General features: G+C 71.4%; 20 protein-coding genes and 2 riboswitches. Of the genes, 12 read left to right on the forward strand and 8 right to left on the reverse strand.

What is annotated here, in order from left to right; genetic code table 11:
- From ACFWU9_RS24525 to ACFWU9_RS24540, 4 genes are all read right to left on the reverse strand, one after another.
- Positions 1-935, reverse strand: a 935-nt coding sequence (locus ACFWU9_RS24525) for an energy-coupling factor ABC transporter ATP-binding protein (protein WP_384321855.1), incomplete at its 3' end; no start/stop codon positions are given.
- Positions 932-2,086: an energy-coupling factor transporter transmembrane component T gene (locus ACFWU9_RS24530; RefSeq protein WP_384321949.1), complete on the reverse strand. Its 1,155-nt coding sequence runs from the start codon at positions 2,084-2,086 to the stop codon at positions 932-934. The genes ACFWU9_RS24530 and ACFWU9_RS24525, both read right to left, overlap by 4 nt.
- 78 nt (positions 2,087-2,164) lie before the next feature.
- Positions 2,165-3,115 (reverse strand): hypothetical protein, encoded by a 951-nt coding sequence (locus ACFWU9_RS24535; RefSeq protein WP_384321857.1) that lies wholly within the window; start codon positions 3,113-3,115, stop codon positions 2,165-2,167.
- Positions 3,112-5,805 carry a prenyltransferase/squalene oxidase repeat-containing protein gene (locus ACFWU9_RS24540; RefSeq protein ID WP_384321951.1) on the reverse strand — a complete coding sequence of 898 codons (2,694 nt, stop codon included), beginning with the start codon at positions 5,803-5,805 and terminating at the stop codon, positions 3,112-3,114. The genes ACFWU9_RS24535 and ACFWU9_RS24540 overlap by 4 nt, the downstream gene beginning before the upstream one ends.
- 198 nt (positions 5,806-6,003) lie before the next feature.
- Positions 6,004-6,144, reverse strand: a riboswitch (cobalamin riboswitch).
- A 40-nt stretch (positions 6,145-6,184) separates the two neighbouring features.
- A riboswitch (cobalamin riboswitch) is annotated at positions 6,185-6,323 on the forward strand.
- Positions 6,324-6,447: 124 nt separating this feature from the next.
- Between ACFWU9_RS24540 and ACFWU9_RS24545 the strand changes: the two genes are divergently transcribed.
- Complete coding sequence (locus ACFWU9_RS24545) at positions 6,448-7,917, forward strand: prenyltransferase/squalene oxidase repeat-containing protein (RefSeq protein ID WP_384321859.1); 1,470 nt, start codon at positions 6,448-6,450, stop codon at positions 7,915-7,917.
- A gap of 130 nt (positions 7,918-8,047) precedes the next feature.
- On the opposite strand, the gene ACFWU9_RS24550 is transcribed toward ACFWU9_RS24545, so the two are convergent.
- On the reverse strand, positions 8,048-8,839 hold the full coding sequence (locus ACFWU9_RS24550; protein WP_384321861.1) for a metal-dependent hydrolase: 792 nt from the start codon (positions 8,837-8,839) through the stop codon (positions 8,048-8,050).
- 167 nt (positions 8,840-9,006) lie between these two features.
- Here ACFWU9_RS24550 and ACFWU9_RS24555 point away from each other — a divergent pair, with 167 nt between their 5' ends.
- From ACFWU9_RS24555 to ACFWU9_RS24575, 5 genes are all read left to right on the forward strand, one after another.
- Positions 9,007-11,529: a DEAD/DEAH box helicase gene (locus ACFWU9_RS24555; protein ID WP_384321862.1), complete on the forward strand. Its 2,523-nt coding sequence runs from the start codon at positions 9,007-9,009 to the stop codon at positions 11,527-11,529.
- A 37-nt stretch (positions 11,530-11,566) separates the two neighbouring features.
- Positions 11,567-12,439, forward strand: a complete 873-nt coding sequence (locus ACFWU9_RS24560; protein WP_384321864.1) for an acyl-CoA thioesterase — start codon at positions 11,567-11,569, stop codon at positions 12,437-12,439.
- Positions 12,440-12,490: 51 nt separating this feature from the next.
- Positions 12,491-12,979 carry a glutathione peroxidase gene (locus ACFWU9_RS24565; RefSeq protein WP_384321867.1) on the forward strand — a complete coding sequence of 163 codons (489 nt, stop codon included), beginning with the start codon at positions 12,491-12,493 and terminating at the stop codon, positions 12,977-12,979.
- Positions 12,980-13,171: 192 nt separating this feature from the next.
- Positions 13,172-13,678, forward strand: a complete 507-nt coding sequence (locus tag ACFWU9_RS24570; RefSeq protein ID WP_384321869.1) for an excalibur calcium-binding domain-containing protein — start codon at positions 13,172-13,174, stop codon at positions 13,676-13,678.
- Positions 13,679-13,833: 155 nt separating this feature from the next.
- Positions 13,834-14,412: a dihydrofolate reductase family protein gene (locus ACFWU9_RS24575; RefSeq protein ID WP_384321871.1), complete on the forward strand. Its 579-nt coding sequence runs from the start codon at positions 13,834-13,836 to the stop codon at positions 14,410-14,412.
- Positions 14,413-14,442: 30 nt separating this feature from the next.
- On the opposite strand, the gene ACFWU9_RS24580 is transcribed toward ACFWU9_RS24575, so the two are convergent.
- A complete protein-coding gene (locus ACFWU9_RS24580) occupies positions 14,443-14,811 on the reverse strand; it encodes a peptidase inhibitor family I36 protein (protein ID WP_384321873.1) in 369 nt (122 codons plus the stop codon).
- Positions 14,812-15,042: 231 nt separating this feature from the next.
- Here ACFWU9_RS24580 and ACFWU9_RS24585 point away from each other — a divergent pair, with 231 nt between their 5' ends.
- Positions 15,043-18,894: an XRE family transcriptional regulator gene (locus ACFWU9_RS24585; protein ID WP_384321874.1), complete on the forward strand. Its 3,852-nt coding sequence runs from the start codon at positions 15,043-15,045 to the stop codon at positions 18,892-18,894.
- On the opposite strand, the gene ACFWU9_RS24590 is transcribed toward ACFWU9_RS24585, so the two are convergent.
- Entirely contained in the window at positions 18,891-20,135 is a 1,245-nt protein-coding gene (locus ACFWU9_RS24590) for an acyl-CoA dehydrogenase family protein (RefSeq protein WP_384321876.1), read from the reverse strand. The two genes, ACFWU9_RS24585 and ACFWU9_RS24590, sit on opposite strands and share 4 nt — an antisense overlap.
- Before the next feature lie 153 nt (positions 20,136-20,288).
- Between ACFWU9_RS24590 and ACFWU9_RS24595 the strand changes: the two genes are divergently transcribed.
- Positions 20,289-20,942, forward strand: a complete 654-nt coding sequence (locus tag ACFWU9_RS24595; protein ID WP_384321878.1) for a TetR family transcriptional regulator — start codon at positions 20,289-20,291, stop codon at positions 20,940-20,942.
- A gap of 34 nt (positions 20,943-20,976) precedes the next feature.
- Here the strand turns inward: ACFWU9_RS24595 and def are convergent, their stop codons facing one another.
- Complete coding sequence (gene def / locus ACFWU9_RS24600; RefSeq protein ID WP_384321880.1) at positions 20,977-21,513, reverse strand: peptide deformylase; 537 nt, start codon at positions 21,511-21,513, stop codon at positions 20,977-20,979.
- A 195-nt stretch (positions 21,514-21,708) separates the two neighbouring features.
- Between def and ACFWU9_RS24605 the strand changes: the two genes are divergently transcribed.
- From ACFWU9_RS24605 to ACFWU9_RS24620, 4 genes are read left to right on the forward strand one after another with little or no spacing between them, the layout of a single operon-like run.
- Positions 21,709-22,986 carry an ROK family protein gene (locus ACFWU9_RS24605; protein ID WP_384321881.1) on the forward strand — a complete coding sequence of 426 codons (1,278 nt, stop codon included), beginning with the start codon at positions 21,709-21,711 and terminating at the stop codon, positions 22,984-22,986.
- 5 nt (positions 22,987-22,991) lie between these two features.
- Positions 22,992-24,281 (forward strand): extracellular solute-binding protein, encoded by a 1,290-nt coding sequence (locus ACFWU9_RS24610; RefSeq protein ID WP_384321883.1) that lies wholly within the window; start codon positions 22,992-22,994, stop codon positions 24,279-24,281.
- A 16-nt stretch (positions 24,282-24,297) separates the two neighbouring features.
- Positions 24,298-25,272, forward strand: coding sequence for a carbohydrate ABC transporter permease (locus ACFWU9_RS24615; protein WP_384321885.1), 975 nt, complete (start codon positions 24,298-24,300; stop codon positions 25,270-25,272).
- Positions 25,269-26,180, forward strand: a complete 912-nt coding sequence (locus ACFWU9_RS24620) for a carbohydrate ABC transporter permease (RefSeq protein WP_384321887.1) — start codon at positions 25,269-25,271, stop codon at positions 26,178-26,180. The genes ACFWU9_RS24615 and ACFWU9_RS24620 overlap by 4 nt, the downstream gene beginning before the upstream one ends.
- Positions 26,181-26,216: the final 36 nt, after the last annotated feature.

Genomic DNA, 26,216 nt, shown 5'->3' on the forward strand with positions numbered 1-26,216 from the left:
ACACGGTCCGGATCTCCCAGCAGCCGAAGGCCGCGTAGGCGCGGGCCGGCCCCGGGGCCCGGCGCGCCACCCCCGCCCCCCCCCGCGCCGGGTGGCGCGGGCCGGGCGGCGGGTACCGGCACATCGGCGAGCCGTGCCCGCAGAGGGGCGGCGGCGCGGCGCGCGTCCCGTACGGACAGGGGCAGGGGCGACCATCCCTGGTGGCGGCCCAGCTCCACCACGGGCGGGGCGATCGTCGTCGTACGGAAGACCTCGGCGGGTGGTCCGGTCACGACCGTGCCGTCGCCGGGCAGATACAGCACCCGGTCCGCGTACTGCACGACGCGCTCCATACGGTGTTCGGCGAGGAGCACGGTGACGCCGAGGTCGTGCACGAGACGGGTGATCGCCGCGAGGACCTCCTCGGCGGCGGTGGGGTCGAGCGCGGAGGTGGGCTCGTCCAGGACGAGGATCCGGGGGTGGGCGGTCAGGACGGAGCCGATGGCGACGCGCTGCTGCTGGCCGCCGGAGAGTTCGTGGGGTGCCCGGTGGCGCAGGTCGGCCAGGCCGAGGAGGTCGAGGGTCTCCTCCACGCGCTTGCGCATGGTCTCGGGCGGGACCGCCAACTGCTCCATGGCGTAGGCGAGTTCCTCCTCCACGCTGTCGGTGACGAACCCGTCGAGGGGGTCCTGGCCCACCACGCCGACGACATCGGCCAGTTCGCGGGGCGGGTGTGTGGCGGTGTCGCGGCCGTCGACGGTCACGGAGCCGTACAGGGTGCCGCCGGTGAAGTGCGGGACGAGCCCGTTGACGGTACCGAGGAGAGTGGACTTGCCGACGCCGGTGTGGCCGACGACCAGGCAGAGTTCGCCCTCGTCCACGGTGAGGTCGACATCGGTGAGGACCGGCTCGTCGGCGTCGTCGTACTGGACGCTGAGGTGGTCGAAAGTGATCACTTGACGCCGGCTTTCTGGGTGGGCTCGGAGCGCGGCGGGGTCGCGGGCGCCCGCGCGGGAGCGGTCGGCGGCGGACTCGTACGTGCTCCGCCGGGCGGTACCGGTGGTGGTGCGAGGAACCCCGCGCAGCCGGCGAGCAGGATCGCGGCCGCCGGGACCGGCGGCAGGGTCGGCCAGCTCAACGGGTAGATGGACGGGTTGAGTTCGGCGGCGTCGAATCCCGCGTTGATGAAGAGCAGCACGGCCGACAGGACGCCGCAGCCGGCGACCGCCCACTCCGCGAGGCGCCAGGGGTCCGGCCGGTAGGAGGTACGGGTGACCCGCCGCCCGCCGAGCCGCAGCCCGCCCAGGCAGAGCGCCGTCCCGAGCGCGAGCCCCGGGAGACCGAGGAAGGTGGGCGCGGACGCGTCGAGCAGGCCGTACGCCCCCGCGCACAGCCCGCACATCCCGGCCAGCATCAGCGCGCCGGTGAGCCGCCGCGAGTTCTCCGTGGCGCTTCCGGCGCGGCCGTAGCCGCGTGAGTCCATGGCGGACGCGAGACGCAGGGAGCGTTCCAGGGCGTCCTCCAGAACGGGTACGACGATGCCGCGCAGGACGCGGAAGCCTTTCGTCCGGCCGGCCCGCAGCCGTCGGGCGCGGTTGACCCTCTGCACGCTCTGCACGAGTTGGGGGGCGACACTCATGGACACGGTGACGGCGACGCCGAGTTCGTACAGGGCCCCGGGCAGGACGCGCAGGGCGCGTTTGGGGTTGGCGAGGGTGTTGGCGGCGCCGACGCAGCACAGCATGCAGGCCAGACGCAGCCCGTCCACGCCCGCCGACAGCAGGGCCTCCAGGGAGACGGGGCCGCCGAGCTGGATGCCCGCGTACCAGTCGGGGGTGGGGATGTGCGGCAGGGAGAAGAGGAAGTGGTCGCGGGGTGTGACGCCGCTGGCGAAGACCGCGCGGAACACCACCCTTATCGCGACGACCGTCAGCGCCAGATACAGGTAGTACGTGAAGCCGCGCGCCCAGGGGGCCTCGGTGCGGCGCATGCTGATCACGTAGCCGAGGACCGCGAGCACGAGGAAGAGCAGCAGCGGGTTGTTCGTACGGCTGACGGCGGTGGCGAGGGCGAGGGCCCAGATCCACCAGGCGACCGGGTGCAGCATGCGGGGCACACGGCCGCGGGCGGCCTGCCCCGGTGCGGGACCGGCCGCCCGGACCACGACGGTGGACGGCGGCACGCGTTACTCCGTGCGCCGTCGGCGCCGGACGGCGTACCCGCCGGCGAGGCCGATCGCCAGTGTCGCCGCCGCCGTGAGGACGGTGGGCACGATCGAGCCGGAGTCATGGGGCGCGTCGGCAGTGGGGTCGGCGTCGACGATCTGCCGGGAGGGCTCGGGGGCGGCGGCGACCGCGCCGGGTTCCGCGCGGGTGGAGGCGGACGGCGAGGGGCTCTTGGCGGCGGACCGAGGCGGGGACTTCGACGGTGACGCGGACGGGGAGGCGGACGTGGGGGACGGTGACGGCTTCGGCGCGGGCTTCTCCTGCACCGGGCGCCCGGGCGCGGGTCCGGTGTCGGTGCCGGGCGCCGGCGGCTCGGCGGCATCCGTCTCGAAGCCGTTCTGGGGTGCTCCCCCGCCGGTGGGCCTGGTGTTGCGGGCGCGCAGCTGGTCCGGTGTCACGGTCGGCCGGCCGGTGGTGCCCTCGATGTTCGTCCCGCCGAAGATCCACAGGTCGACGCTGCCCGGCCTCGGCTTGTAGAGCATCGCGCCGAGCTGGCTGTACGTCCAGGTGTTCCGGCCCGGGTCGGCGTGCCAATAGGACCAGTAGGCGGAGGCGGGCGGGGTGAGAACGCAGTCCTCCTGCGAGGGCGGCGGGTACTGCCTGCCGCCCTGGTGCCCGGCGTAACCGATGCGGCAGATGAAGGCCGGACCGTCGTGGCCGGTGCCGGTGGTGCGCCAGCCGCCCTGGTTGAGCAGCTCGTAGCCGGTGGTCGGCGTGGTCCCGCAGGAGCGCAGGATCGGCCCGCCCCAGTCGCCGAAGTCCACGGCGAGTACGGCGCCGGACGAGGTGGTGCACCGCCCCATCGGCTGCGGCTTCGCGGCGGCGGGTCCGGCCGTGGTGGCGAGCGCGCCCGCGGTGAGGGCGAGCGCCGTCAGCAGGCGGACGATCGTACGGGCCACCCGGGCGCTCATCGCTCCCTCCCGGTGGCGGTCGTCCGGCGGCGGGTGACGAGGATGGACCAGCCCGCCACGGTCAACGCCCCGGCCACGGCGGCCAGTGTCCCCACCCGCGTACCGGTGGAGGCCAGCGCGCCGGCCCCTGAACCCGAGCCCGCCTCCTCGCCGCCGGTGGTCACGATCTCCGGCACCGTGGGGGTGTCCGAGGGGCCGGGGGCCGGCTCGCCCGGGGGCCGCGGAGCGGTACCCGTCAAGTCCCGCTCCAGCGTGCCGAACGAGGTGCCCACCGCACCGCCGAGCGCCTGTGTGGAGGCGCGTACGTCGGAGCCGGGCTGACCGTCGGCGGCCACGTCGAAGCCGCCGTCCTTGTTCTGCTGCTTCGCCAGGAACTTCCGCGCCTTCTTGATCTCGGTCGCGTACTTCCCGGCGTCCAGGGAGAGTCCCTGGATCGCGAGGCCCGCGGAGTTGACGGAGTTGCCGGCGGCGCCGGGGAAACCGCCGTCGGGGAGCTGCTTGGCGGCGATCCAGGCGAGGGCCTTGTCTACGGCCTGCGCGGACGTCGTGTCCTCGGCCAGGTCGAGGGCCATCGCGGCGATCGCCGTCGAGTCCACCTCGGAGTCGCCGGTCGACGGAATCAGACTCGGCCATGCGCCCGACGGGTGCTGGAGACTCTTCAGATACGCGACCGGCCCGGCGGCCGACCCGGCCTCTCCGGCGCGCAGTTGGGCGATCACCGCGAGAGACTGCGAGAAAACGGAGGGGCCGTACCGGTAGGCGCCCCTGGCCGGGCAGCTGCGGTCCGGGGCCCCTGACGGGGCCTCGCACACCGCCTCGTCCAGTGCCGCGATCAGGTCGGCGCCCGCGAAGTCGCGCGGGTCACGGCCGGTGGCCTGGGCGAGCACCGCCAGCTTGCCGATCGAGCCGCCCCCCGCGTGCGACGTACCGACACCGGTCCAGTCGCCCACGGTCCGGCCGGGCTCGGAGCCGTCCTCGCCCTCGGTGTCGAGGAAGTCGACGATGCCGCGCAGCGCGTCGTTGTCGTTGCCTGTCGCGGCCAGGGCGTAGGCGGCGTCGATGGTGAGACCGAAGTCGGCGAAACCGGTGCCGGCGACGTTCTCGTAGTAGTGACCCTGCTTCAGACGGGCGCCGTCCGTGAGGTACGCGGCGCCCTTGTCCAGATCCGGGCCCTCGCCCGGGGCCCACGGCGGCTTCGGGCCGTCCGTCGGCGGCGGGGGCTCGCCCGTCGGAGGGTCGCCCGGGCCGGGATCCGGCAGCTCCACGCCGAGCGTGGCGAGGCTGGTGCGCGCGGCGGAGAAGGCGGCGGCCCAGGTGGGGAAGATCTCCGGCTCCGTGGCGCCCTCGTCGAAGCCGAAGCCGCCCGACCCGGTCTGCTGGCGTGACAGCCAGGAGACGGCGGCGTCGGCGCGCCCGGTGTCGCCGAGCAGTCGCAGCGCCTGCTCGGACTTGGCCGTCGCGTTGACATCGCCGGTGGTCACGCCCGGGTAGGCGGCGAAGGCGCCGGTGGGCAGCTGGGCCCGGCGCAGGGTCCGGTGCGCCTCGGCGACCGCGTCGTCATGTCCGCCCGCCTGCCGCAGTGCGATCGTCGCGTACGGAGTGGTGGCGGGGTCACTGCCCGCGCACACGGTGCCTTCGCCCACCAGCGTCGGGGAGAACCCGCCGTCCTTGCACTGGTGGGCGGCGAGCCGGCCGACAGCCGCCGTGGGCACGGTGACACCCGCCCGGTCCAGCGCCAGCAGGGCGATCGCCTGCGTCTCGACATCGCCGACGTCGTGGAAGTCGCCCTTGCCCTTGCAGCCCGGTGTGCCACCCCTCTCGCACACCGCCTTGGCCAGGTCCCCGGCCACGTCGTGCCCGCCCACGCCGCGCGGGTCGCCGCCGGTGCCCGACGCGAGCAGGGAGAGAAGTGCCGCTCCGGTGGCGGACACCGGCCGGTCGGCGCCGTTCGGGTACGCGAACTCCTCGGTGTGGCCGGCCAGTTTGGCGCGCATTCTGTCGACCGTCGCGTTCTCCTCGCCGATGGCGGCGAGGGAGAGCGCGGTCTGCGCGGACTGGTAGAGGTTCGGGGTCTGAGCACCCTCGTCGCGTACGTGGTCGCCGTCGGTGAGCCTGCTCTTCAGATAGCCGTCCAGCCTGCGGAGATCGACCTCACCGGGCTCGACGTCCGGCGGGTCCTCTCCGGGTTCGCCCTGGCCCCCGGCTCGCACCTGCGCGGGTGTGAACGTGGGGCCCCCGCCGGTTCCGCCCACATCGGTGGGGCCGAAGACCCATGCCTCCACGGATCCGTCCTTCGGCCTGTTGCTCATCGCGCCGAGCGGGCTGTACGTCCAGAAGTCCTGGCCCGCCGGGGCGAGCCAGTAGGACCAGTACGCGGTGGCGGGCGGGGTGAGCTCGCACGCCTCCTCCGCCGGAGTCGGGTACCCGGCGCCGGAGTCGAACTCGGCGTGGCCCAGGCGACAGATGAACGCGGGGCCGTCGTGCTCGGTGCCCTCGGTGCTGAACCCGGCCTCGTGCAGGAGGTCGTATCCCGTGGTCGGACTCGCGTCGCAGCCCCGGACGATCCCACCGCCCCAGTCGCCGAAGTCCACCGCGACGACCGCGCCCTTGGTGGGGGTGCACGTCTCGATGGGGTCGGCCGCGGCCGGGGACGCGGGGCCGAGCAGGAAGACCCCGCCGGCGACAGCCATGAGGACGGAGCACAGCAGCGCGCCCGCTCGCGGGCGCACACCGCGCGCTCTTCGTCCGGATACGTCTCCGTGCTCCACGGCGGCCCCCTGGCGTCGGCCGTTACGGGGGTCCACGTGACGCGACCGGCGGCCCGGTGGAGTCGTCGAGCGACGTCCCCGGCGGTGCCGGCCGTACCACGCCGTAGTCCGCGACGGCGTCGTTCACTTGAGCTCAGAACCAGGTAATCCGGCTTGCCCACCGGGCACATGAGTGCCTGACGGGCCTACGGTTGCGGGTCAGCGCCGGACTTAGACCGGCTTCCCCTGGGAACTGAGCAGAGATGCGGACGAATTAGAGCACAGATGCGAATCCGGCGACAAGGGAGTGCGCGGCGCGCGGTTTTCGACTAGCGTCCCGTGCTGCCGAGTTGGGGGAATCCGGTGGGAGTCCGGAGCTGACGCGCAGCGGTGTGGACCCGGGGGCTCGGAGCCCCGGAGAGGTCCGAGCCCGAATGCCCGACCGGCCTGTTCCACAGGACGTCGACCCACGCGCTCGGGCGACGGCCGCGTGTCGTCGGGCGGGCTCTCGTACACGGATTCTCGCGTACGGGTACGGCCGGAGGGGCGTGAGGCCGCCGCCCCTCTCTCCCCGGGAGTACCGACATGACCTCACCCCGCGCCTCGCGACCCCGCGCCTCGCGCGTCAGCTCGTCCCGCCGGGGCGTCACCCGGCGCACCGTCGCCCGGCCCGCCCTGATCGCCGTACCCGCCGCGTTCACCGCACTCGCCCTGACCGCGCTGCCCGCACTCGCCACGTCGACCCCCGCGCAGATAGCCACGTCCAAGACGAACGGTGTGGGCTATCTGCGCTCACTGCAAGGCGCCGACGGTTCGTACGCGGGCGCCGGACTCTCCAACGAATGGGCTTTCTCCGCGTTCGCCGCCGCCGGGACGGCGGCCGTCGACGTCGCACCGGGCGGCGACACGAGCAGGAACGCCCGTACCGTCTACCGTGCCCACCTCGCCAACGCCTCCTGGCCCGGCACCTCCCCGGTCGTCACCGACTACGAGCGCGGCATCATCAACGCCTACTCCGCCGGTGTCGACCCCGCCCGGGTCTCCGCGAGCCGCAATCTGATCGCCGACACCTACGCGTACTGGCAGAACTCCGAGCCGGGCTACTGGGGGGCGTCCGCCAACTTCAACGGCACCGTCTTCGCACTCATCGCCCTCGCCGGCGCCAAGACGCAGACCGGTGTCCAGCGCGTACCGCAGGCGCTCCTGAACAGGTCCGTCACCACGGTCCGCGCCAATCAGCACGACGACGGCGGCTGGACCTTCGCCAAGGCCGAGGGCGACCCGGCCAAGCTCGCCGCCGACGGCGACATCGACATGACCGGCGCCGCCATGGCCGCACTCTGCATGTCCGGCGTCCCGGCCACCGACCCCGCCATCACCGAGGCGAAGGCCTTCCTCAAGTCGAAACTCATCAGAACCACCGGCGCCTTCGACGCCATGTTCGGCGCCAACACCAACTCCAACGGCTGGGCCGTCTCCGGCCTCAACGCCTGCGGCATCAACCCGCAGACCGGTGACTTCCTCACCACGGCCGGCAAGACGCCCGTGGACTTCCTGATCGCCCAGCAGTTCAACCCGGCCGGCGGCTTCAGATACCTCCCCGGCGACACCGGCCCCTCCGCGTACGCCTCGGTCGACGCCCTGCGCGCCGTGGCCGGCGGCGGCTTCGTCGCGGCCCCGCCCGCCCCGACCACGGCGGGTGCCCCGCGCTGGGTGGCGGCCTCCGGATTCACCCCGGGCACGGCGACCGAGCTCGCCCTGACCGTGGACGACGGGACGTCGCTGAAGGTCTGTTCGGTGGCGTTCACCCCGACCGCGTCCACCACCACCCTCGGGGCGGTCCTGGACGCGGCGACCACCGCGGCCACCCCGTCCGGCTGCGTCACCTCCGTCACTCCCGGGAGTGGTACCGGCGTGATCACCGGCGTCAACGGCAGGACCAACACGGGCGGTGCGACCTGGAGGGCGAGTGTCGACGGCGCGGCGGCCGCGGCGGCGAGCCGCGGGACGGTGATCAACCTGGGCGACACGATCTCCCTGCGCTACGGCTCCTGATCCTGCGGCAGTCCCGCGTCCGAAAGCGGGAAGTGGTGTCCGGGCGGGCGCCAGAAGGTGTCCGCCCGGGCGCGCACGCGCCGCCGGACCGTCATGGACCGGCGCCCACACCCCTGCGCGACGCCGCCCCTCAGATCACGTTCAGCGCCGCCGCGCCGCCCACCCCGCCCAGCAGCATGAACAGGGGCATCAGCACCTTCAGCTCGACCCAGCTGCCCGCCCGGAAGCGGAGCGCCTTCGGTGGGCCGATCGGGTACCAGCGTTTGCGGCCCACCGGGATCGGCCAGAGGATCGGGCAGCCCGAGACCGTCAGCGCGTCGCCGATGTCGTGGACCAGCGCGCCCAGGACTATCGGCAGCCCGAGCCAGAGGTACTCCTGGCCGGGGCCGGTGAAGAGCCAGTCCGAACCGTTGCCGGGCTTGTCCAGCACTCCGGCCAGGATCCACGCGCTCGTCGCGCCGAGCAGCCACACGAGTACGTCGCTGGAGACCCGCGCCGCCCGCCAGAGCAGTCCCTCGACGGCGAGCACCATATGGATGAAGAGCAGCGCGAGCACGGCCCAGCGTCCGCCGAGTATCGCGATCGCGGAGGCGCCGCCGCCGATCGCGACGGCCCAGAGCCAGGTGTGGGTGAGGGTGCGGTGGCCGCCGGTCCTGCGGGCGTCGGCCGGTTTCTTTGTCGCTTTGTAGACGGCGAAGGACATCTTGTCGACGATGCCGCACATCGCCTTGGACACCGGTCCGAAGGCCCGTGAGATCGTCGCGGACTTGTGGTCCAGGTCGGGGGCGAGCGCCGCCCCCGCACAGATCAGCGCGCCGGCGACGAGCACCGGCCAGGGCATGGTGCGGTCGGCCGCCGCCGCGGCGGCTCCCACCCCCAGCCAGGCGGCCGCGCCGGACAGCGAGTGCGCCGGCCCCATCATGATCGTCCCCGCATGATCGATCCCCGCCCCGTCGTCGCTGTGGTGATACGTGCGATGGGCCCACCGACGTTGCGGCAAGGCCCAGTTGACAGGGCAGCGTACCGGTAGTGATCTTCCGTGGGTCGTCCGGTTCCCGCATCGGGACCGAAGGCAGGCAAGATGGGGGCGTGACCCTTATTGATCAGCTGCCGCCGGATGCCGACCCCGATGCCCTCTTCGAGGCCTTCTCCTCATGGGCCGAGGGCCAGGGCATCACGCTCTATCCGGCTCAGGAGGAGGCGCTGATCGAGGTGGTCTCCGGGGCCAACGTGATCGTCTCCACCCCCACAGGCTCCGGAAAGAGCCTGATCGCGGCGGGTGCGCACTTCACGGCGCTGGCCGAGGACAAGGTCACCTTCTACACCGCCCCGATCAAGGCGCTGGTGTCGGAGAAGTTCTTCGATCTCTGCAAGCTCTTCGGTACCGAGAACGTCGGCATGCTCACCGGCGACGCGTCCGTGAACGCCGACGCGCCGGTCATCTGCTGTACGGCGGAGGTGCTCGCCTCGATCGCGCTGCGCGACGGCAGGCACGCCGACATCGGCCAGGTCGTGATGGACGAGTTCCACTTCTACGCGGAGCCGGACCGGGGCTGGGCCTGGCAGATCCCGCTCCTGGAACTGCCGCAGGCGCAGTTCATCCTGATGTCCGCGACGCTCGGCGACGTGTCGCGGTTCGAGGAGGACCTGACGCGCCGCACGGGCCGGCCCACCTCCGTGGTCCGCTCGGCGACCCGCCCGGTGCCGCTGAGCTACGAGTACCGCCTCACCCCGATCACCGAGACGCTGACGGAACTGCTGGAGACCCGTCAGGCGCCGGTGTACATCGTGCACTTCACCCAGGCGGCGGCCGTCGAGCGCGCGCAGTCGCTGATGAGCATCAACATGTCGACGCGGGAGGAGAAGGACCGGATCGCCGATCTGATCGGCAACTTCCGTTTCACCACCAAGTTCGGCCGCAATCTCTCCCGTTACGTACGCCACGGTATCGGGGTGCACCACGCCGGGATGCTCCCGAAGTACCGCCGACTGGTCGAGAAGCTCGCGCAGGCCGGTCTGTTGAAGGTGATCTGCGGTACGGACACGCTCGGCGTCGGCGTCAACGTCCCTATCCGCACGGTGCTGTTCACGGCCCTCACCAAGTACGACGGCACCCGCGTACGCACGCTGCGCGCCCGTGAGTTCCACCAGATCGCGGGCCGGGCGGGCCGGGCCGGATTCGACACGGCGGGCTTCGTCGTCGCGCAGGCTCCCGAGCATGTCGTGGAGAACGAGAAGGCGCTCGCCAAGGCGGGCGACGATCCGAAGAAGCGCCGCAAGGTGGTCCGCAAGAAGGCCCCGGAAGGCTTCGTCGCCTGGTCGGAGACCACGTTCGACAAGCTCATCACCTCCGATCCGGAGCCGCTGACCTCCCGCTTCCGGGTCACGCACACCATGCTGCTGTCGGTGATCGCGCGGCCGGGCAACGCGTTCGAGGCGATGCGCCGGCTGCTGGAGGACAACCACGAGCCGCGCAAGCAGCAGTTGCGGCACATCAGGCGCGCGATCGCGATCTACCGCTCGCTGCTGGACGGTGGCGTGGTGGAGCGGCTGGAGACCCCGGACGCGGAGGGCCGCATCATCCGGCTCACCGTCGACCTCCAGCAGAACTTCGCGCTCAACCAGCCGCTGTCGACGTTCGCGCTGGCGGCGTTCGATCTGCTGGACCCTGATTCCCCCTCGTACGCGCTGGACATGGTCTCCGTCGTCGAGTCGACGCTGGACGATCCCCGCCAGATCCTCGCCGCCCAGCAGAACAAGGCGCGGGGCGAGGCGATCGGGCAGATGAAGGCCGACGGTGTCGAGTACGAGGAACGGATGGAGCGGCTCCAGGAGTTCACGTATCCGAAGCCGCTCGAAGAGCTGCTCTGGCACGCGTACGAGGTCTACCGCACCAGCCACCCGTGGGTCGGCGACCATCCGGTGTCGCCGAAGTCCGTCATCCGTGACATGTACGAACGGGCCATGACCTTCACGGAGTTCACGTCCCACTACGAACTGGCGCGCACCGAGGGCATCGTGCTGCGGTATCTCGCGAGCGCGTACAAGGCGTTCGAGCACACCATCCCCGACGATCTCAAGTCGGAGGACCTGGAGGATCTGATCGCCTGGCTCGGTGAGATGGTGCGTCAGGTCGACTCCAGTCTCCTCGACGAGTGGGAGCAGTTGGCCAACCCGGAGGAGGAGACGGCCGAGGAGGCGCGGGAGAAGGCCGACCAGGTCAAGCCGGTCACCGCGAACGGGCGTGCCTTCCGGGTGCTGGTGCGCAACGCGATGTTCCGCAGGGTGGAGCTGGCGGCGCTGGACAAGGTGGACGAGCTGGGCGAGCTGGACGCCGAGTCGGGCTGGGACGCGGACGCCTGGGGCGACGCGATGGACGGCTACTGGGACGAGTACGAGGAGCTGGGCACCGGTCCCGACGCCCGGGGCCCGAAACTGCTCGGCATCGAGGAGGATCCGGCCCACGGCCTGTGGCGGGTCCGGCAGTCGTTCGCCGATCCGAACGGCGACCATGACTGGGGCATCAGCGCGGAGGTCGATCTCGCCGCCTCCGACGAGGAGGGCCGGGCCGTGGTCCGGGTCACCTCCGTGGGCCAGCTGTCCGCCGCCTGAGTCCGGCGGTACGTCGAAACCGTGGAGAACGAGAACGATGACGAATCCCGCCGAGCGGCTGGTCGACCTGCTCGATCTGGAACGGATCGAGGTCAACATCTTCCGTGGGCGCAGCCCGGACGAGTCGCTGCAACGGGTCTTCGGCGGCCAGGTGGCGGGCCAGGCCCTGGTGGCGGCCGGGCGTACCACGGAAGGTGAGCGTCCGGTCAACTCGCTGCACGCCTACTTCCTGCGCCCCGGCCGGCCCGGGGTGCCGATCGTCTATCAGGTGGAGCGGGTCCGGGACGGGCGGTCGTTCACGACGCGCCGGGTCACGGCGGTGCAGGAGGGGCGGACGATCTTCAATCTGACGGCGTCCTTCCACCTCCCGGAGGAGGGCGGCTTCGAGCACCAGCTGCCGCCCCGGCTGGACTTCCCGGACCCGGAGTCGCTGCCGACGGTGGCGGACGAGGTCCGGGAGCATCTGGGCGGGCTGCCCGACGCGTTCGAACGGATGGCGCGCCGTCAGCCGTTCGACATCCGCTACGCGGACAGGCTGCGCTGGACGGCGGAGGAGATCGAGGACGCGGATCCGCGCAGCGCGGTGTGGATGCGGGCGGTGGGCCCGCTGGGCGACGACCCGCTGGTGCACACGTGCGCGCTGACGTACGCGAGCGACATGACCCTGCTGGACGCGGTGCGTATCCCGGTGGAGCCGCTGTGGGGGCCGCGCGGGTACGACATGGCGTCCCTGGACCACGCCATGTGGTTTCACCGGCCGTTCCGGGCGGACGAGTGGTTCCTGTACGACCAGGAGTCGCCGATCGCGACCGGTGGACGGGGGCTGGCCCGGGGCCGTATCTACGACCGCTCGGGCCGCCTCCTGGTATCGGTCGTCCAGGAGGGGCTGTTCCGTAAGCTCCGCGGGTGAGAGGCGACAATGGTCCGGACGACCGGGACCGACTGCTCCGAGGAGACCTTGATGACTGTGTACGACATCCCGCTGCGCACCCTCAGCGGTAAGCCGACCTCGCTGGCCGCGTACAAGGGCCGGGCGGTGCTGGTGGTGAATGTGGCGTCGAAGTGCGGTCTCACTCCGCAGTACGAGGGCCTGGAGCGGCTCCAGCAGACGTACGGCGAGCGTGGTCTCACGGTCGTGGGGGTGCCCTGCAACCAGTTCGCGGGCCAGGAGCCGGGCAGCGCCGAGGAGATCGAGACGTTCTGCTCGACGACGTACGGGGTGAGCTTCCCGCTGCTGGAGAAGTCCGAGGTCAACGGCGAGAACCGGCACCCGCTGTACGCGGCGCTGACCGAGCGGGCGGACGCGGCCGGCGAGGCGGGTGACGTGCAGTGGAACTTCGAGAAGTTCCTGATCTCCCCGGACGGCGAGGTCGTGGGCCGTATCCGTCCCCGTACGGAGCCGGAGGCCCCTGAGGTCGTCGCGGCGATCGAGGCCCAACTCCCGTCGTAACGCGCGCTTTTCAGAACGATGCCCGGCCCCTGAGAGGGGGCCGGGCATCGGCGTGTTGGCCCCCGGGACCGGTTCATCCACCATGTATCCACGCGTTCATCACAGTTTCGACACAACCGGAGAGAGGGTCCTACAAGGGGGCAAGTCACGCCGCTACGGTCATCCCCTCACGAAGCGGCCCTTGGGGGACACATGAGTTATCAGCCACCTTCCGGACCCGGCCCCGCCCCTTACGTCGGGCCGCCCGCCCCGGCGCCCGGCCGTCCGAGGTGGACACGGAAGCGGGTGCTGCTGCCTCTGCTGGCGGTGCTCTTCTTCCTGGGACTGGTACTGGGCATCGGATCGGCGGACGACACGGCGGGGACGGAGAACGCGGCGGACGCGAAGGCGGGACCGACGACGACGGTGACCGCCACACCGACGACCACCCCCGAACCGGCGGTGACCGAGACGGTGACGGCCGACCCGGAGCCGGCGCCCACCGTCACCAGGACGAAGACGGTCAGGGTGACGGTCGCACCCGCCGCCGACGACAACGACAGCGGCGACAGCGACGGGTCGTCCGGCTCGGGCGGCGGCTCCACGTACTACGCCAACTGCACGGCCGTCCGGGCCGCCGGCGCCGCCCCCATCCGCTCGGGAGACCCCGGCTACGGCTCGCACCTGGACCGCGACGGAGACGGCGTCGCCTGCGAGTGAGCCCGGGCGGGGGTGCGGGCGGGGTGCGGGCGGCGGTGACGGCGCGGGCCGGACGGGTGAAATTCCGCCGGGCAACGATGAGTCCCGGTGCCGTCGCCGGTCTCTACTGGCAGGACGGAAACACGCGAGGAACCGCACCTGCCGAGGAGAGCACCATGACCGCCACCTACACCTTCGACGTCTTCTCCAGCCTCGACGGCTTCGGCGCCGCGGGCGGGAACTGGACCGGCTACTGGGGCAGACAGGGCCCCGAACTTCTCGACCACCGCCTGGGCCTCTACGGCGAGGAACAGCGGATGGTCTTCGGGGCCCGGACCTACCGCCTGTTCGCCAGGATGCTGGCGGAGAGCACCCCGGACTCCGAGGTCCGCGACCCCTGGGTCACCCGGATGAGGGATCTGCCGACGACGGTGGTGTCGACCACCCTGGAAGGCCCCCTCGACTGGCCGGACGCGACCGTGGCGGGCGGCGACGCCGTCGACGTCGTCGCCCGCCTCAAGGAGGAGTCACCGGTGCCGTTGCGCTCGCACGGCAGCCTGTCGATGAACCGGGCGCTGATGGAGGCCGGTCTGGTCGACCGTGTGCAGGTGACGCTCTTCCCCGTGATCACCGGCCGCACCGGCCTGGACCCCGTCTTCCGGGGAGCGGCCGACTTCGACCTCGAACTGATCGAGCACCGGACGCTCGACAGCCACATCCAGGAACTCGTCTACCGCCCCACGGCACACACCTGACCCCACCCACAACAGCCCGCGCCCGGCACCTCAGAACCCGCCCAGCCCCCGGTGCCCGGCTCCCATGATCGTCGCCGACTCACCGGGAGCCAGCAGGTACGAGGTGCCGGTGCAGTTGCTGTTGGTCCAGAACCTCTGATAGGAGAACGAGTGGTTGATCGCTGACCGCACACTGATCGACAGGTTCTTGCACTGCCCGGACGCGACCGCGGCGCTCGTTGTCCCGAGTCCGCCGAAGTTGTAGGCGGTCCACCCGCAGACACTGCCGGCGTTGCAGGTCACCCGCACATCGGAGCCGCCGGTCGGCGCGGCCGCCGCCGGAGGGCCTGACGCCAACGCCGTACCGAGACTGATGACGGCGACCACTGCCCCGAGCCGTGCCTTTGTCGATCTACGCATGATCGAGTCCTTCCCCCGGGTCTTCCGGGTCTCCTTCGTGGCCTTCGGACCCAGCCACTGGGCCGCCGACCGGTGAAAGGGCGGCCGGTCGGCCTCTCAAGGTGTAGCGGCTCGCGCGTTGTTCGGGTTCGGAGCACTGATGCGAACAAACAATCGCCGAAGAATCCGACGGAGAGCGTCGGGCCGTGACCTGGGGAAACGGGGAACGGCAAGCGGTAAGGGGGTGCGGCGGTGCCGCGCAGAGAACGGCCGCTGGACGCGGTGAACGGTCCGTTGCCGGAATTCGCCGAAGGCTTACGGCAGTTGCGCCGGAAAGCGGGAAATCCGCCCTACCGGAGACTGGCGGAACTGGCCCACTACTCGATCTCGACTCTCTCCTCCGCCGCGTCCGGGCAGCGACTGCCGACCCTGGCGGTCACCCTGGCGTACGTGCGCGCGTGCGACGGGAACGCCGCGGAATGGGAGCGGCGTTGGCGCGAAACGGCGGACCTCGTCCTGGAGGACTCGGCGGACGCCGCCCCCGGGGCGCGGGAGGAGACGGGGGCGCGAGCGCCGTACGCCGGCCTGCGGGCGTTCCAGGAGCGGGACGCCCCGTGGTTCTTCGGCCGGGAGCGGCTAGTGGACGAAGTGGCCGACCGCTTGGAGCGTCGGCCGTTCGTCGTCGTCATCGGGGCTTCGGGCGCGGGCAAGTCCTCGCTTCTGCGGGCGGGGCTGGTCCCGCGTCTGCGCGACCGGGCGATGACGGTCGTCCTGACACCGGGACCGAGACCCCTGGAGGAGTGCGCGGTACGGCTCGGCGGCCCGGCGGGAGTGCCGCCCGGCGGGCTGTACGAGGAGTTGCGGCAGGACCCCGCCAATCTGGACCGGGTCGTACGGCAGATCCTTGCCCGTTCCGGTGAGGACGACAGTGTCGTGCTGATCGTCGACCAGTTCGAGGAGATCTTCACGCTGTGCCGGGACGAGGCCGAACGGCACCTCTTCATCGAGGCGCTGCTGACCGCGGCGGCCGCCGCGCACGGCCGGTGTCGCGTCGTCCTGGGTGTACGCGCCGACTTCTACGGCCACTGCATCCAGAACCCGCTGCTGGCGGCGGCGGTGCGCGACACACAGGTACCGGTCGGACCGATGACGGTCGACGAACTGCGCACCGCCGTGACCGGACCCGCCCGGCAGGCAGGTCTCACCGTCGAGGGCGCGCTTCTGACGTCACTCGTCGCGCAGGCCCACGGTCAGGCCGGCACGCTGCCGTTGCTCTCGCACGCGCTGCTCCAGACCTGGCGCGGACGGCGCGGCAACGCGCTGACACTGGATGCCTTCCAGGCCCTGGGCGGACTCGAAGGCGGCCTCGCCCGGACGGCGGAGGACTTCTACGGACAACTGTCCCCGCGGCAGCGGGAGACGGCCCGGCGCGTGTTCCTACGGCTGATCGCGGTGGGCGAAGGCACGCAGGACACCAAGCGGCCGGCCCGCCGGAAGGAGCTGGCGGGACTGGGCGAGCGGGCCGACGGCGCAGACCTCACCGCCGTACTCAACCACGCGGCCCACGCACGGCTGCTGACGCTGGACCATGAACGGGTCGAGCTGGCCCATGAGGCCCTGATCCGCTGCTGGCCCCGGCTGCGCGGATGGCTGACCGACGACCGCGAGGCCACCAGGGCCCTTGGGCAGCTCACCGACGCGGCGCACGCGTGGGAGGCACTGGGACGAGATCCGGGCGCGCTGTACCGGGGCACGCGTCTCGCGGCCGCCGCCGCGCTCGACCGCGCCTCGTTGTCCGTGCGGGAACGGGAGTTCCTCGATACGAGCCGGGCGGCCGCGGACGGCGAGCGGGCCGCCGCACGGCGCGGCGCCCGCCGGCTGCGCCGGCTCACCGCACTGCTGACCTTGCTGCTGGTCACCGCGTCGGCCGCGACCGTCTACGCGGTGCGCGCACAGGGCGACGCCCTTCGGCAGCGCAACATCGCCCTCTCCCAGAAGGTCGCCGCGCAGGCCACCGCACTGCGCGCCGCCGACCCCGCGCTCGCGACCCGGCTCAGCCTCGCCGCCTACCGTCTGGCCCCCACCACCGAGTCGCGCGGCAGCCTGCTCAGTACGTTCGCGACCCCGTACGCCACGCGGCTCACCGGCCACAACGAGAACGTCAACGCGGTGGCCTACAGCGCGGACAGCCGCACGCTCGCCACGGCGAGTACGGACGGCACCACCCGGCTGTGGAACATCACCGACCCCCACCGCCCCCGTACGCGCGCCATCCTGACCGGACACACGGAGAAGGTCAGCCACGCGGCCTTCAGCCCTGACACTCATCTTCTGGCGACCACGAGCTGGGACGACACCGCCCGCCTGTGGGACCTCGGGGACCCGGGCACCGCTCATCACCGCTCGACCGTCCTGCGCGGTCACAGCGGTGATGTCAACGCCGCGGCGTTCAGTCCGGACGGCGACACCCTCGCCACCGCGAGCACCGACAGCACCGTCCGGCTCTGGGACGTGTCCGATCCGCGCCGTCCCCGGGCGACGGCCACGCTGCGCGCAGACGCGGCCACGAACACGGCGACCGTCTCGGTGGCCTTCAGCCCGGACGGCCGCACCCTGGCCGCCGGCGGCTTCGACCGCGCCGTACGGCTGTGGACGCTCGACGCCTCCGGGGAAGCCCACCCGTCGGCCACCCTCACCGGGCACACCGCCGCCGTCAGCTGGGTGACGTTCACCCCCGACGGGAAGACGCTCGCCAGCGCGAGCTGGGACCGGACCGTACGGCTCTGGGATCTGGACGGCCCCGGGCGCCCGCTCCGGCGGGCCACGCTGACCGGTCACACGGAGGGCCTGCGCGCGGTCGCCATCAGTCCCGACGGCCGGACCCTCGCCACCGCGAGCCTGGACCACACCGTGGGGGTGTGGGACATCGACGACCCACGACACCCGAGACGGACGACCGTGCTCACCGGCCACACCGACGCGGCCGTGTTCGTGGCGTTCAGCGCCGACGGCCGCACCCTGGCCACGGCCGGCGACGACCAGACCGCCCGCCTGTGGGACCTGCCCATTCCCGCCCTCCATGGGCACACCGGCACCGTCTGCGCGACGGCGTTCGCTCCCGGAGGCCGTACGCTCGCCACCGCGAGCACCGACGGCACCGCCCGGCTCTGGGACGTCACCGACCCGCACCGTCCCCGCACCGTGGCCACCCTCACCGGACACAAGGACGGCGTGTGCGGGCTGGCGGTGAGCCCGGACGGCCGCACCCTGGCCACCGGCAGCCTGGACCGCACCGCCCGGCTGTGGGATCTCACCGACCCGCGCCGGCCGCGCACCGTCGCCACACTCACGGGACACGACGACCACGTCAACACGGTCGCCTTCGGTCCGGACGGCGACACCCTCGCCACCGCGAGCACCGACGGCACCGTCCGGCTCTGGGACGTCACCGACCCGCGCCGCCCCCGGGCGCACGCCGCTGTCACCGGACACACCGGCGGCGCCAACACCGCCGTGTTCAGCCCGGACGGGAACACCCTGGCCACCGGGGGATGGGACCGCACCGTACGCCTGTGGGACGTTCGCGATTCCCGCCGCCCGAGCACTCTGGCCATCTCGGCGTCGCTCCCGGAGGGTGTCAACGCCGCCGCCTTCAGCCCCGACGGCCGCACCCTGGCCACCACGGAATTCGGCGGTACGACGCGGCTGTGGGACGTCACCGGCCGGCGACCGCACCAGAGGGCGGCACTCGACGGTCATGTCGGCGCCGCCCACTCCCCCGCCTTCAGCCCCGACGGGAACACCCTGGCCACCACGGGCGCCGACGGCACCGCCCGGCTGTGGGACACGGCCGATCCGGCCCGGCCGCAGGCCATGGCGTCCCTGGCGTACGAAGCCGGTCGCACCGATGCCGTGCTCGCTGCGGCGTTCGGCCCCGACGGTCACACCCTGGCGACGGTGGGCGAGGACCGCGCCGCCCGACTGTGGGAGATCTCTCCGGAACGCGTCGCTGACCGCGTCTGCCGGCTCGGACAGCCCGCGATGACGCACTCCCAGTGGAAGAAGTACTTCGGAGGCGTGGCCCCCCGCTCCCCCTGCCCCTAGCGGATCGGCATCCCCGCGAGGGTGCGGGCGATGACCAGGCGCTGGATTTCGCTCGTGCCCTCGAAGATGGTGTAGATCGCGCTGTCGCGGTGCATCCGCTCGACCGGGTACTCCCGGGTGAAGCCGTTGCCGCCGAGGATCTGGACCGCCCGGGCGGTGACGTCCTTCGCCGTCTCGCTCGCGTAGAGCTTCGACATCGAGCCCTCCGCCGCGGTGAAGGGCTTGCCCGTGGCCGCCATCCAGGAGGCGCGCCACACGAGCAGCCGGGACGCGTCGATCCGGGTGCGCATGTCGACGAGCTGGAACGCAACGCCCTGGTTGTCGATGATCGGGCGGCCGAACTGGTGGCGGGTCCGCGCGTAGTCGAGCGCCACCTCGTACGCGGCGCGGGCCGTGCCCACGGCCATGGCGCCGACCGCGGGGCGCGAGGCCTCGAAGGTCGCCATGGCCGCGTTCTTCACGCGCTCGGCGCCCGTACGCGCGGCTCCCGCGTCCGCCCTCGCCTCGCGGGCACGGGCCAGCCGCTCGTCGAGCCTCTCCTTGCCGCCCAGCAGGCAGTGGCCGGGGACCCGTACGTTCTCCAGGACCACCTCGGCGGTGTGCGAGGCGCGGATGCCGTGCTTCTTGAACTTCTGGCCCTGGGAGAGACCGGGTGTCGCGGGCGGGACGATGAACGAGGCGTGGCCCTTGGAGCCGGCCCCGGGGTCCACGACGGCGACCACGACATGCACGTTGGCGATGCCGCCGTTGGTCGCCCAGGTCTTGGTGCCGTTCAGGACCCACTCGTCCTTCGCCTCGTCGTAGACGGCGCGGGTGCGCATGGCGGCCACGTCCGATCCGGCGTCGGGCTCGGAGGAGCAGAAGGCGGCGACCTTCACCTCGTCCGGGTCGCCGTACATCTGCGGGATCCAGGTGCCTATCTGCTCCTCCGTGCCGTTGGCGAGCACTCCGACGGCGGCGAGTCCGGTGCCGACGATCGACAGGGCGATGCCCGCGTCACCCCAGAAGAGTTCCTCCATCACCATGGGGATGGAGAGGCCCGTGGGGTCGAAGTACTGCTGTGCGTAGAAGTCGAGGGAATAGACACCGACCTTGGCGGCTTCCTGGATCACGGGCCAGGGAGTCTCCTCCCGCTCGTCCCACTCGGCGGCGGCCGGACGGATGACCTCGGCGGCGAACCCGTGCAGCCAGTCGCGTACCTGCCTCTGGTCATCGTTGAGTTCGAAGGTGAACTCGGCCATCGTCATCCTCCAGCACTGCTGTTACTTACGGTAACAACAGTCTGTTACCGACAAGTAGAGGATGTCAACCTGCGGCGGGCTGATCTGCGGGGGCGGTGGCCTTGGTGTTACGTTGCCGGGGCGTCACGGAATCGCTCGGGCGGGGAGACACCCATGGGGACCACACAGCAGGCCGACCAGCACCGCTCGGCCCATCAGCGGCGCCGCCAACTCCTGGAGGCCGCCGACCGGGTCGTGCTGCGCGACGGGCCGAAAGCCTCCATGAACGCGATCGCGGCGGAGGCCGGCATCACCAAACCGATCCTCTACCGCCACTTCGGCGACAAGGGCGGGCTCTACCGCGCCTTGGCGAAGCGTCATACGGACGCGCTGCTCAGCGCGTTGAAGGTGGCGCTCGACGCGCCCGCCGACCGGCGCGAGCGGGTGGAGGCCACGCTCGACACCTATCTCGCGGCGATCGAGGCCCGGCCCCAGGTGTACCGGTTCCTGATGCATCCCGCGGACGACGCCGCCGAGACCCAGCTCCCCGAGCAGGGTTTCGACGTGGGCCGGCACTCGGCGCCGCTGCTGCGCCGCCTCGGCGAGGAGCTGGCCATCGTCATCGAGGAACGGGTCGACCTCGGCCCCGGCAGCGCGCAGTTGGCCCGGGTCTGGGGCCATGGGATCGTCGGCATGATGCATGCGGCCGGTGACTGGTGGCTCGGCGAACGCCCTTGCTCACGCGCCCAGTTGGTGAGCAGCCTGGCCGATCTGCTCTGGGGCAGGCTGTCGCTGGTGGACGACCGGGCGGGCAGCCCGGGGCTCTGACGACTCGGGCCGGGGGCCCAGGGGTCCCCGCCGCTCAGCCCCAGGACGCGCGCCGCGCCGCCCGCAGCACCCTGGCCCGGCGCAGACCGGTCAGCCGGTCCGGGTAGACCAGCCCCTCCAGATGGTCGCACTCGTGCTGGAGACAGCGGCCGAAGAACCCGCTTCCGGCGACCCGTACGGGCGCGCCGTCCACCGTCACCCCCTCCACCACCGCGTGGTCGAACCGCTCCGTGCCCGCTTCGAGGCCCGGCAGCGACAGGCAGCCCTCGGGCCCCCGTACGGTGACCCCGTCCGCCTCCACCAGGCGGGGATTGACGACGTGCCCGAGATGGCGGACGTCCTCGTCGTCGGGGCAGTCGTACACGAAGACCCGTAGCGGCACGCCGATCTGGTTGGCCGCGAGACCGACTCCGCTCGCCCGGTACATCGTCGCGAACAGGTCCTCGACCAGCCGGGCCAGCTGTGGCCCGAAGTCGGTGACGGGCCCGCAGGGGGCGTGCAGCGTCGGGTCGCCGAGCAGCCGCAGGGGACGGACCCGTCCGGTGCTTCCGGGGATCGGCCGGTTTCGCATCGCGCCAGAGTACGTCGTCACCGCGGGGGCCCTCCGCACGGGTACCGGCTCCACCCCGGGGGCCCCAAGTGCGTGACGGGCGTGACGGGTGGGGCCACCACGTTTACCTGAACGTGATGTGCCGCATGTCTGGTTTTCATCGGTCACCTGTGCCTAAAGTTGCGCCACCAAATTAATCTCAGAGTGAGAGGAATTGTGGCAACTACCTCGCTCCCCCGCACCTCCAACCGCAGCGCCGTGATCGCGGCCCTGCTGTCCGGCGCGGACATGGACCGTCAACGGCTCATCGCGGACACCGGTCTGAGCCGGGCCACGGTGTTCCGCATCGTGGACGACCTGATGGCCGAGTCCCTCGCCCTGGAGGGTTTCCGGGTGCTCCGGGAAGGCCCCGGCAGACAGTCGACGTCCGTGAGTTTCAACCACCGCTCCGCCCTCGTCTGCGGAGTCGACCTCGGCGGCACCAACTGCCGGGTCGTGGTGGCGGACGCGCTGGGCCGCGCGATCATCAGGAGCCGGGACACCACGCCGCGCGACGCGACGGCGGACGAGCTCGCCGCCTGGGTGGCCGGCCGGATCACCGACCTCGTCGACCGGCACGGTGACGGCGTCCCCCTGCACACCGTCACGATCGGCCTGCCCGGTGTCGTCACCGGCGACGGACGGGCCGTCGTGGCATCGCACAATCTCGGCCAGATCAAGGGCACCGGATTCATCGACAGGGTCTCCGCCCTCGTGGGCGTGGAGACCGCGGTCGGCAACGACTCCAACCTCGCCCTGCGCGGCGAACTCCAGTACGGATCACTGCCGGACCGGGAGACCGCCGTACTGCTCGCCATGGGCACCGGCCTCGGCTCCGCGGTCTCCATCGACGGACAGGTGCTGCTCAGCAGGACCGGTCTCCTCGGCGAGTTCGGCCGGCTCCCCCTGCCCGGCCGCGAGGAGCGGCTGCGCGATCTGCTGTCCGGGGCCGACCTGGTGGCGTACGCGCGCGGCACGGGGGTCGACGTGCCGACGGCGCGGGCCCTGTTCGAGGACCCGGAGGCGTACGCGCCGCTCCTGGCCGAGGTGCACGGCGCGCTGGCCCATCTCGTCACCATCGTCGCGCTCGCCTACGAGCCGGCCACCGTGGTCCTGACCGGCGGTTTCTCGGAGTCCTTCGACACCGCGCGGCTGACGGCCATCAGCGACCAGGTCGCCGGCGCCGTCGGCGTCCGCAGCGTGGTGCGCCACTCCGACCTCGGTGACTCGGCGGGCCTGCTCGGCTCGATGGCGGCCTCGCTCGGCCGGCTCTACGACTCGCTGGGCGTGAGCGCCGACGACGCGGCCTCCGTGGCCGTCGACCGCGACCTGATCATCCGCCGCCTCGCGGACTGCCCCACCTCCCCCACCGCCACGAAGGCCCAAGGCGGCCCTCCCGGCAACGACGACGCGCACTCCCGCACCACCCACGACGAGCAGATGGCAGAAGGGTGACAACGATGAATCGATCACGGACCCGGTGCGCACTCGCGGCACTTCCGGTCCTCGCGCTCACGCTCACGGCGTGCGGCGGTGGCGGGGTGGCGAAGTCCGACTCCGACAACAAGCTGACGATCTGGATGATGACCGGCGGGCCCGGCGACAACCCCCTGATCAAGGAGGTGACGGCCGAGTTCGAGAAGGACCATCCGGACATGGATGTCGACATCCAGATACAGCAGTGGGACGGTGTCGCCACCAAGATCACCACGGCGCTGGCCAGCGGCAACCCGCCGGACATCGTCGAGATGGGCAACACCCAGACCCCGCTCCAGACGTACTCCGGCGGCCTCGCCGACCTCACGGAGGACAAGAAGTCCTTCGAGGGCTCCGACGGCTGGCTGAGCGGTCTCTCCACCCCCTCCGAGTTCGACGGCAAGCTGTACGCGGTTCCGCTCTACGGCGGCACCAAGGTCGTCATGTACAACAAGAAGATGTTCGCGGACGCGGGCATCACCACACCGCCGAAGACCCTCGCCGAGCTCGAGGAACACTGCGGCACCCTCGCCGAGTCGAACAAGGACACGGCCAACTTCTCCGGCTTCTATCTGCCGGGCCAGTACTGGTTCAACGGCATGCCCTTCCTCTTCGGCAAGGGCGGCGACATCGCCGCGCAGAAGGACGGCGAGTGGAAGGCCCAGATGTCGTCCGCGGCCAACCAGTCCGGGCTGAAGGCCTGGAAGGACTTCCAGAACACCTGCTCCACCCCCTCCTCCCGCGGCGTCAACACCGACAGCCCCGACCAGGACCAGCTGTTCGCCGACGGCAAGGCCGCCATGGCGTACGTCAAGGCCTGGGAGCCGGCCGCCGTCGTCGAGAAGAACCCGGAGATGAAGGAGAACATCGGCTTCTTCGCGATGCCGGGCTACACCGCGGAGAGCACGATGCCCGTGATCGTCTCCGGGTCGACCATCGGTATCGCGGCGGGCAGCCCCGACCGGGACGCCGCCGAGGACTGGCTGCGGGTCGTCTCCGGCGAGAAGTTCCAGCAGCGGATGGCTCTGAAGCTCAACCTGCTGCCGGTCTCCCCCGAGTTCACCCCGGCCGGCGTGCCGGAGCAGCTGACCGTCGCGTCGGAGGCCAGCAAGGTGAGCCGGCCGCTGCCCAACAGTCCCGGCGAAGCGACGCTGGAGACCGAGCGCTACAACGAACAGTTCTTCTCGAAGATCGCGAGCGGTGCGGACATCGCCTCGTCGTCCGCCGCGTACGACAAGCACGCGACGGAAGCCTTCAACTCGCTGAGCGACTGACACCCCTGGACGCCTGATGGCACTCACTGAGAAGCACCGTCCGGTGCGCGCACCGGACAGGGACCGCCGCACCGGGCCACCGGGGCGGCGCGGGCCGGCGCGGCGGTCCCGGATGCTGCCCTGGGCGATGATCGCCCCCGCGCTGGCCGCGCTCCTGCTGATCCAGGGCTATCCCCTGCTTCGGCTGCTGACCCTGTCGACGCAGGAGTTCGGCCCCCGCTCGCTGTTCACCGGGCAGTCGGACTTCATCGGCCTGGACAACTTCACCCGGATCTTCTCGGACGCCGACTTCCTGGCCGTCCTGCTGCGGACGGTGGTGTTCACGCTGGTGTGCGTGACGCTGCTGATGGTGCTGGGATTCCTCATCTCGCATCTGCTGATGGGCATCTCGCCGTGGGCCCGCGTCGTCACCACCGTCTGTCTGGTGCTGGTGTGGGCGATGCCCATGGTGGCGGCGACGCTGGTCTGGCAGTGGATGTTCCAGCCGCAGTACGGCGTCGCCAACTGGCTGCTCACCCAGGTCCGGGTGTTCGGGGACATGTCGGTCTACGACTGGTTCTCGCACCCCACCCAGGCCCTGGGTCTGATCATCCTGCTGACGGTCTGGAAGGGCCTGCCGTTCGTCGCGCTGACCCTCTTCGCCGCGCGCGGCCAGATACCCGAGTCCCTGTACGAGGCGGCCCGCCTCGACGGCGCGGGGACCCTCCAGATGTTCCGCAACATCACCATTCCGATCATGCGGCCCGTCCTCGCGATCCTCACCATTCTCGAGGTGATCTGGTCGGTGAACTCGTTCACCCCGATCTGGGTGCTGACACAGGGCGGTCCGGACGGGGCGACCACCACGCTCGGCGTGTACGCGTACATCACCGCGTTCAGCCGCAACGAGTACGGCAGCGGCGCGTCGGTCGCGGTGGTGACCGTGGTGATCCTCGCCCTGTTCTCCGTCGCCTACGTGCGCAAGCTGTCCCGGCAGGGAGATGTCGTATGAGCGCCTCAACGCCCGTCCGGAAGGCGCCTGCCGGCAAGGCACCCGCCGGGAAGCCTCCGGCCACGAAGGTGTCACGGCGCTCACCCGCGCGCAGACGGCGGACCGCCAACAACACGATCGCGATGGCCGTGTCCGCGGTGATGGTGTTCCCCGTCTACTGGATGGTGGCCACCGCGCTCAAGCAGCGGTCGGACATCCTCAGTTCGGTGCCGAGGTTCATCCCCTGGCCGATCAGCATGGAGAACTTCACCCGGGCCCTGGACAAGCCGGGATTCTGGGTGTTCGTCCGCAACTCGCTGACGGTCACGCTCTCCTCGGTGGTCCTGTCGCTGATCATCTCGCTCTTCGCGGCGATCGCGATCGCACGGTTCCGGTTCGCCGGCCGCAAGGCCGTGCTGACCGTCCTGGTGCTGGTGCAGATGGTGCCGGCGGCGGCCATGGTCATCCCGGTGTATCTGATGCTGCGGTCCGTGGGCGGCCTGGACTTCCTGCCCGGTCTCGTCCTCACGTACATGACCTTCGTGCTGCCGTTCACGATCTGGACGCTGCGCGGGTTCGTGGAGGGTGTGCCCGTCGAGCTGGAGGAGGCCGCGCTCGTCGACGGGTGCGGGCGGTTCCAGATGTACGTACGGGTCCTGCTGCCCCTGCTGATGCCGGGCATCGTGGCGACGTCGATCTTCGCGTTCGTCAACGCGTGGGACGACTACATCTTCGCCTACGTGATCATGAAATCTCAGGACAACTACACGCTGCCGGTCTGGCTGGTGTCGTTCAAGACCTCCGAGAGCGTCGACTACGGCGCGATGATCGCGGCCTCGACGATCTTCTCCATCCCGGTGCTCATCTTCTTCCTGCTGGTGCAGCGCCGTCTCGTGGGCGGCATGACCAGCGGCGCGGTCAAGGGCTGACCCGGTCCGCGCCCACACGTCCCACATCACCGCACG

Origin of the sequence: Streptomyces sp. NPDC058653 (genome assembly GCF_042716895.1) — a bacterium.
Taxonomy (GTDB): Bacteria; Actinomycetota; Actinomycetes; order Streptomycetales; family Streptomycetaceae; genus Streptomyces.

What these genes read in the sequence shown, in the direction of transcription:
- ACFWU9_RS24575 (WP_384321871.1), top strand. Translation starts at nt 13,834, where the DNA reads ATGACCGCCACCTACACCTTCGACGTCTTCTCCAGCCTCGACGGCTTC.
- ACFWU9_RS24615 (WP_384321885.1), top strand. Translation starts at nt 24,298, where the DNA reads ATGGCACTCACTGAGAAGCACCGTCCGGTGCGCGCACCGGACAGGGAC.
- ACFWU9_RS24535 (WP_384321857.1), bottom strand. Translation starts at nt 3,115, where the DNA reads ATGAGCGCCCGGGTGGCCCGTACGATCGTCCGCCTGCTGACGGCGCTC.
- ACFWU9_RS24540 (WP_384321951.1), bottom strand. Translation starts at nt 5,805, where the DNA reads ATGGCTGTCGCCGGCGGGGTCTTCCTGCTCGGCCCCGCGTCCCCGGCC.
- ACFWU9_RS24595 (WP_384321878.1), top strand. Translation starts at nt 20,289, where the DNA reads ATGGGGACCACACAGCAGGCCGACCAGCACCGCTCGGCCCATCAGCGG.
- ACFWU9_RS24530 (WP_384321949.1), bottom strand. Translation starts at nt 2,086, where the DNA reads ATGCTGCACCCGGTCGCCTGGTGGATCTGGGCCCTCGCCCTCGCCACC.
- ACFWU9_RS24610 (WP_384321883.1), top strand. Translation starts at nt 22,992, where the DNA reads ATGAATCGATCACGGACCCGGTGCGCACTCGCGGCACTTCCGGTCCTC.
- ACFWU9_RS24620 (WP_384321887.1), top strand. Translation starts at nt 25,269, where the DNA reads ATGAGCGCCTCAACGCCCGTCCGGAAGGCGCCTGCCGGCAAGGCACCC.
- ACFWU9_RS24560 (WP_384321864.1), top strand. Translation starts at nt 11,567, where the DNA reads ATGACGAATCCCGCCGAGCGGCTGGTCGACCTGCTCGATCTGGAACGG.
- ACFWU9_RS24580 (WP_384321873.1), bottom strand. Translation starts at nt 14,811, where the DNA reads ATGCGTAGATCGACAAAGGCACGGCTCGGGGCAGTGGTCGCCGTCATC.
- ACFWU9_RS24545 (WP_384321859.1), top strand. Translation starts at nt 6,448, where the DNA reads ATGACCTCACCCCGCGCCTCGCGACCCCGCGCCTCGCGCGTCAGCTCG.
- ACFWU9_RS24590 (WP_384321876.1), bottom strand. Translation starts at nt 20,135, where the DNA reads ATGGCCGAGTTCACCTTCGAACTCAACGATGACCAGAGGCAGGTACGC.
- def (WP_384321880.1), bottom strand. Translation starts at nt 21,513, where the DNA reads ATGCGAAACCGGCCGATCCCCGGAAGCACCGGACGGGTCCGTCCCCTG.
- ACFWU9_RS24550 (WP_384321861.1), bottom strand. Translation starts at nt 8,839, where the DNA reads ATGATGGGGCCGGCGCACTCGCTGTCCGGCGCGGCCGCCTGGCTGGGG.
- ACFWU9_RS24570 (WP_384321869.1), top strand. Translation starts at nt 13,172, where the DNA reads ATGAGTTATCAGCCACCTTCCGGACCCGGCCCCGCCCCTTACGTCGGG.
- ACFWU9_RS24565 (WP_384321867.1), top strand. Translation starts at nt 12,491, where the DNA reads ATGACTGTGTACGACATCCCGCTGCGCACCCTCAGCGGTAAGCCGACC.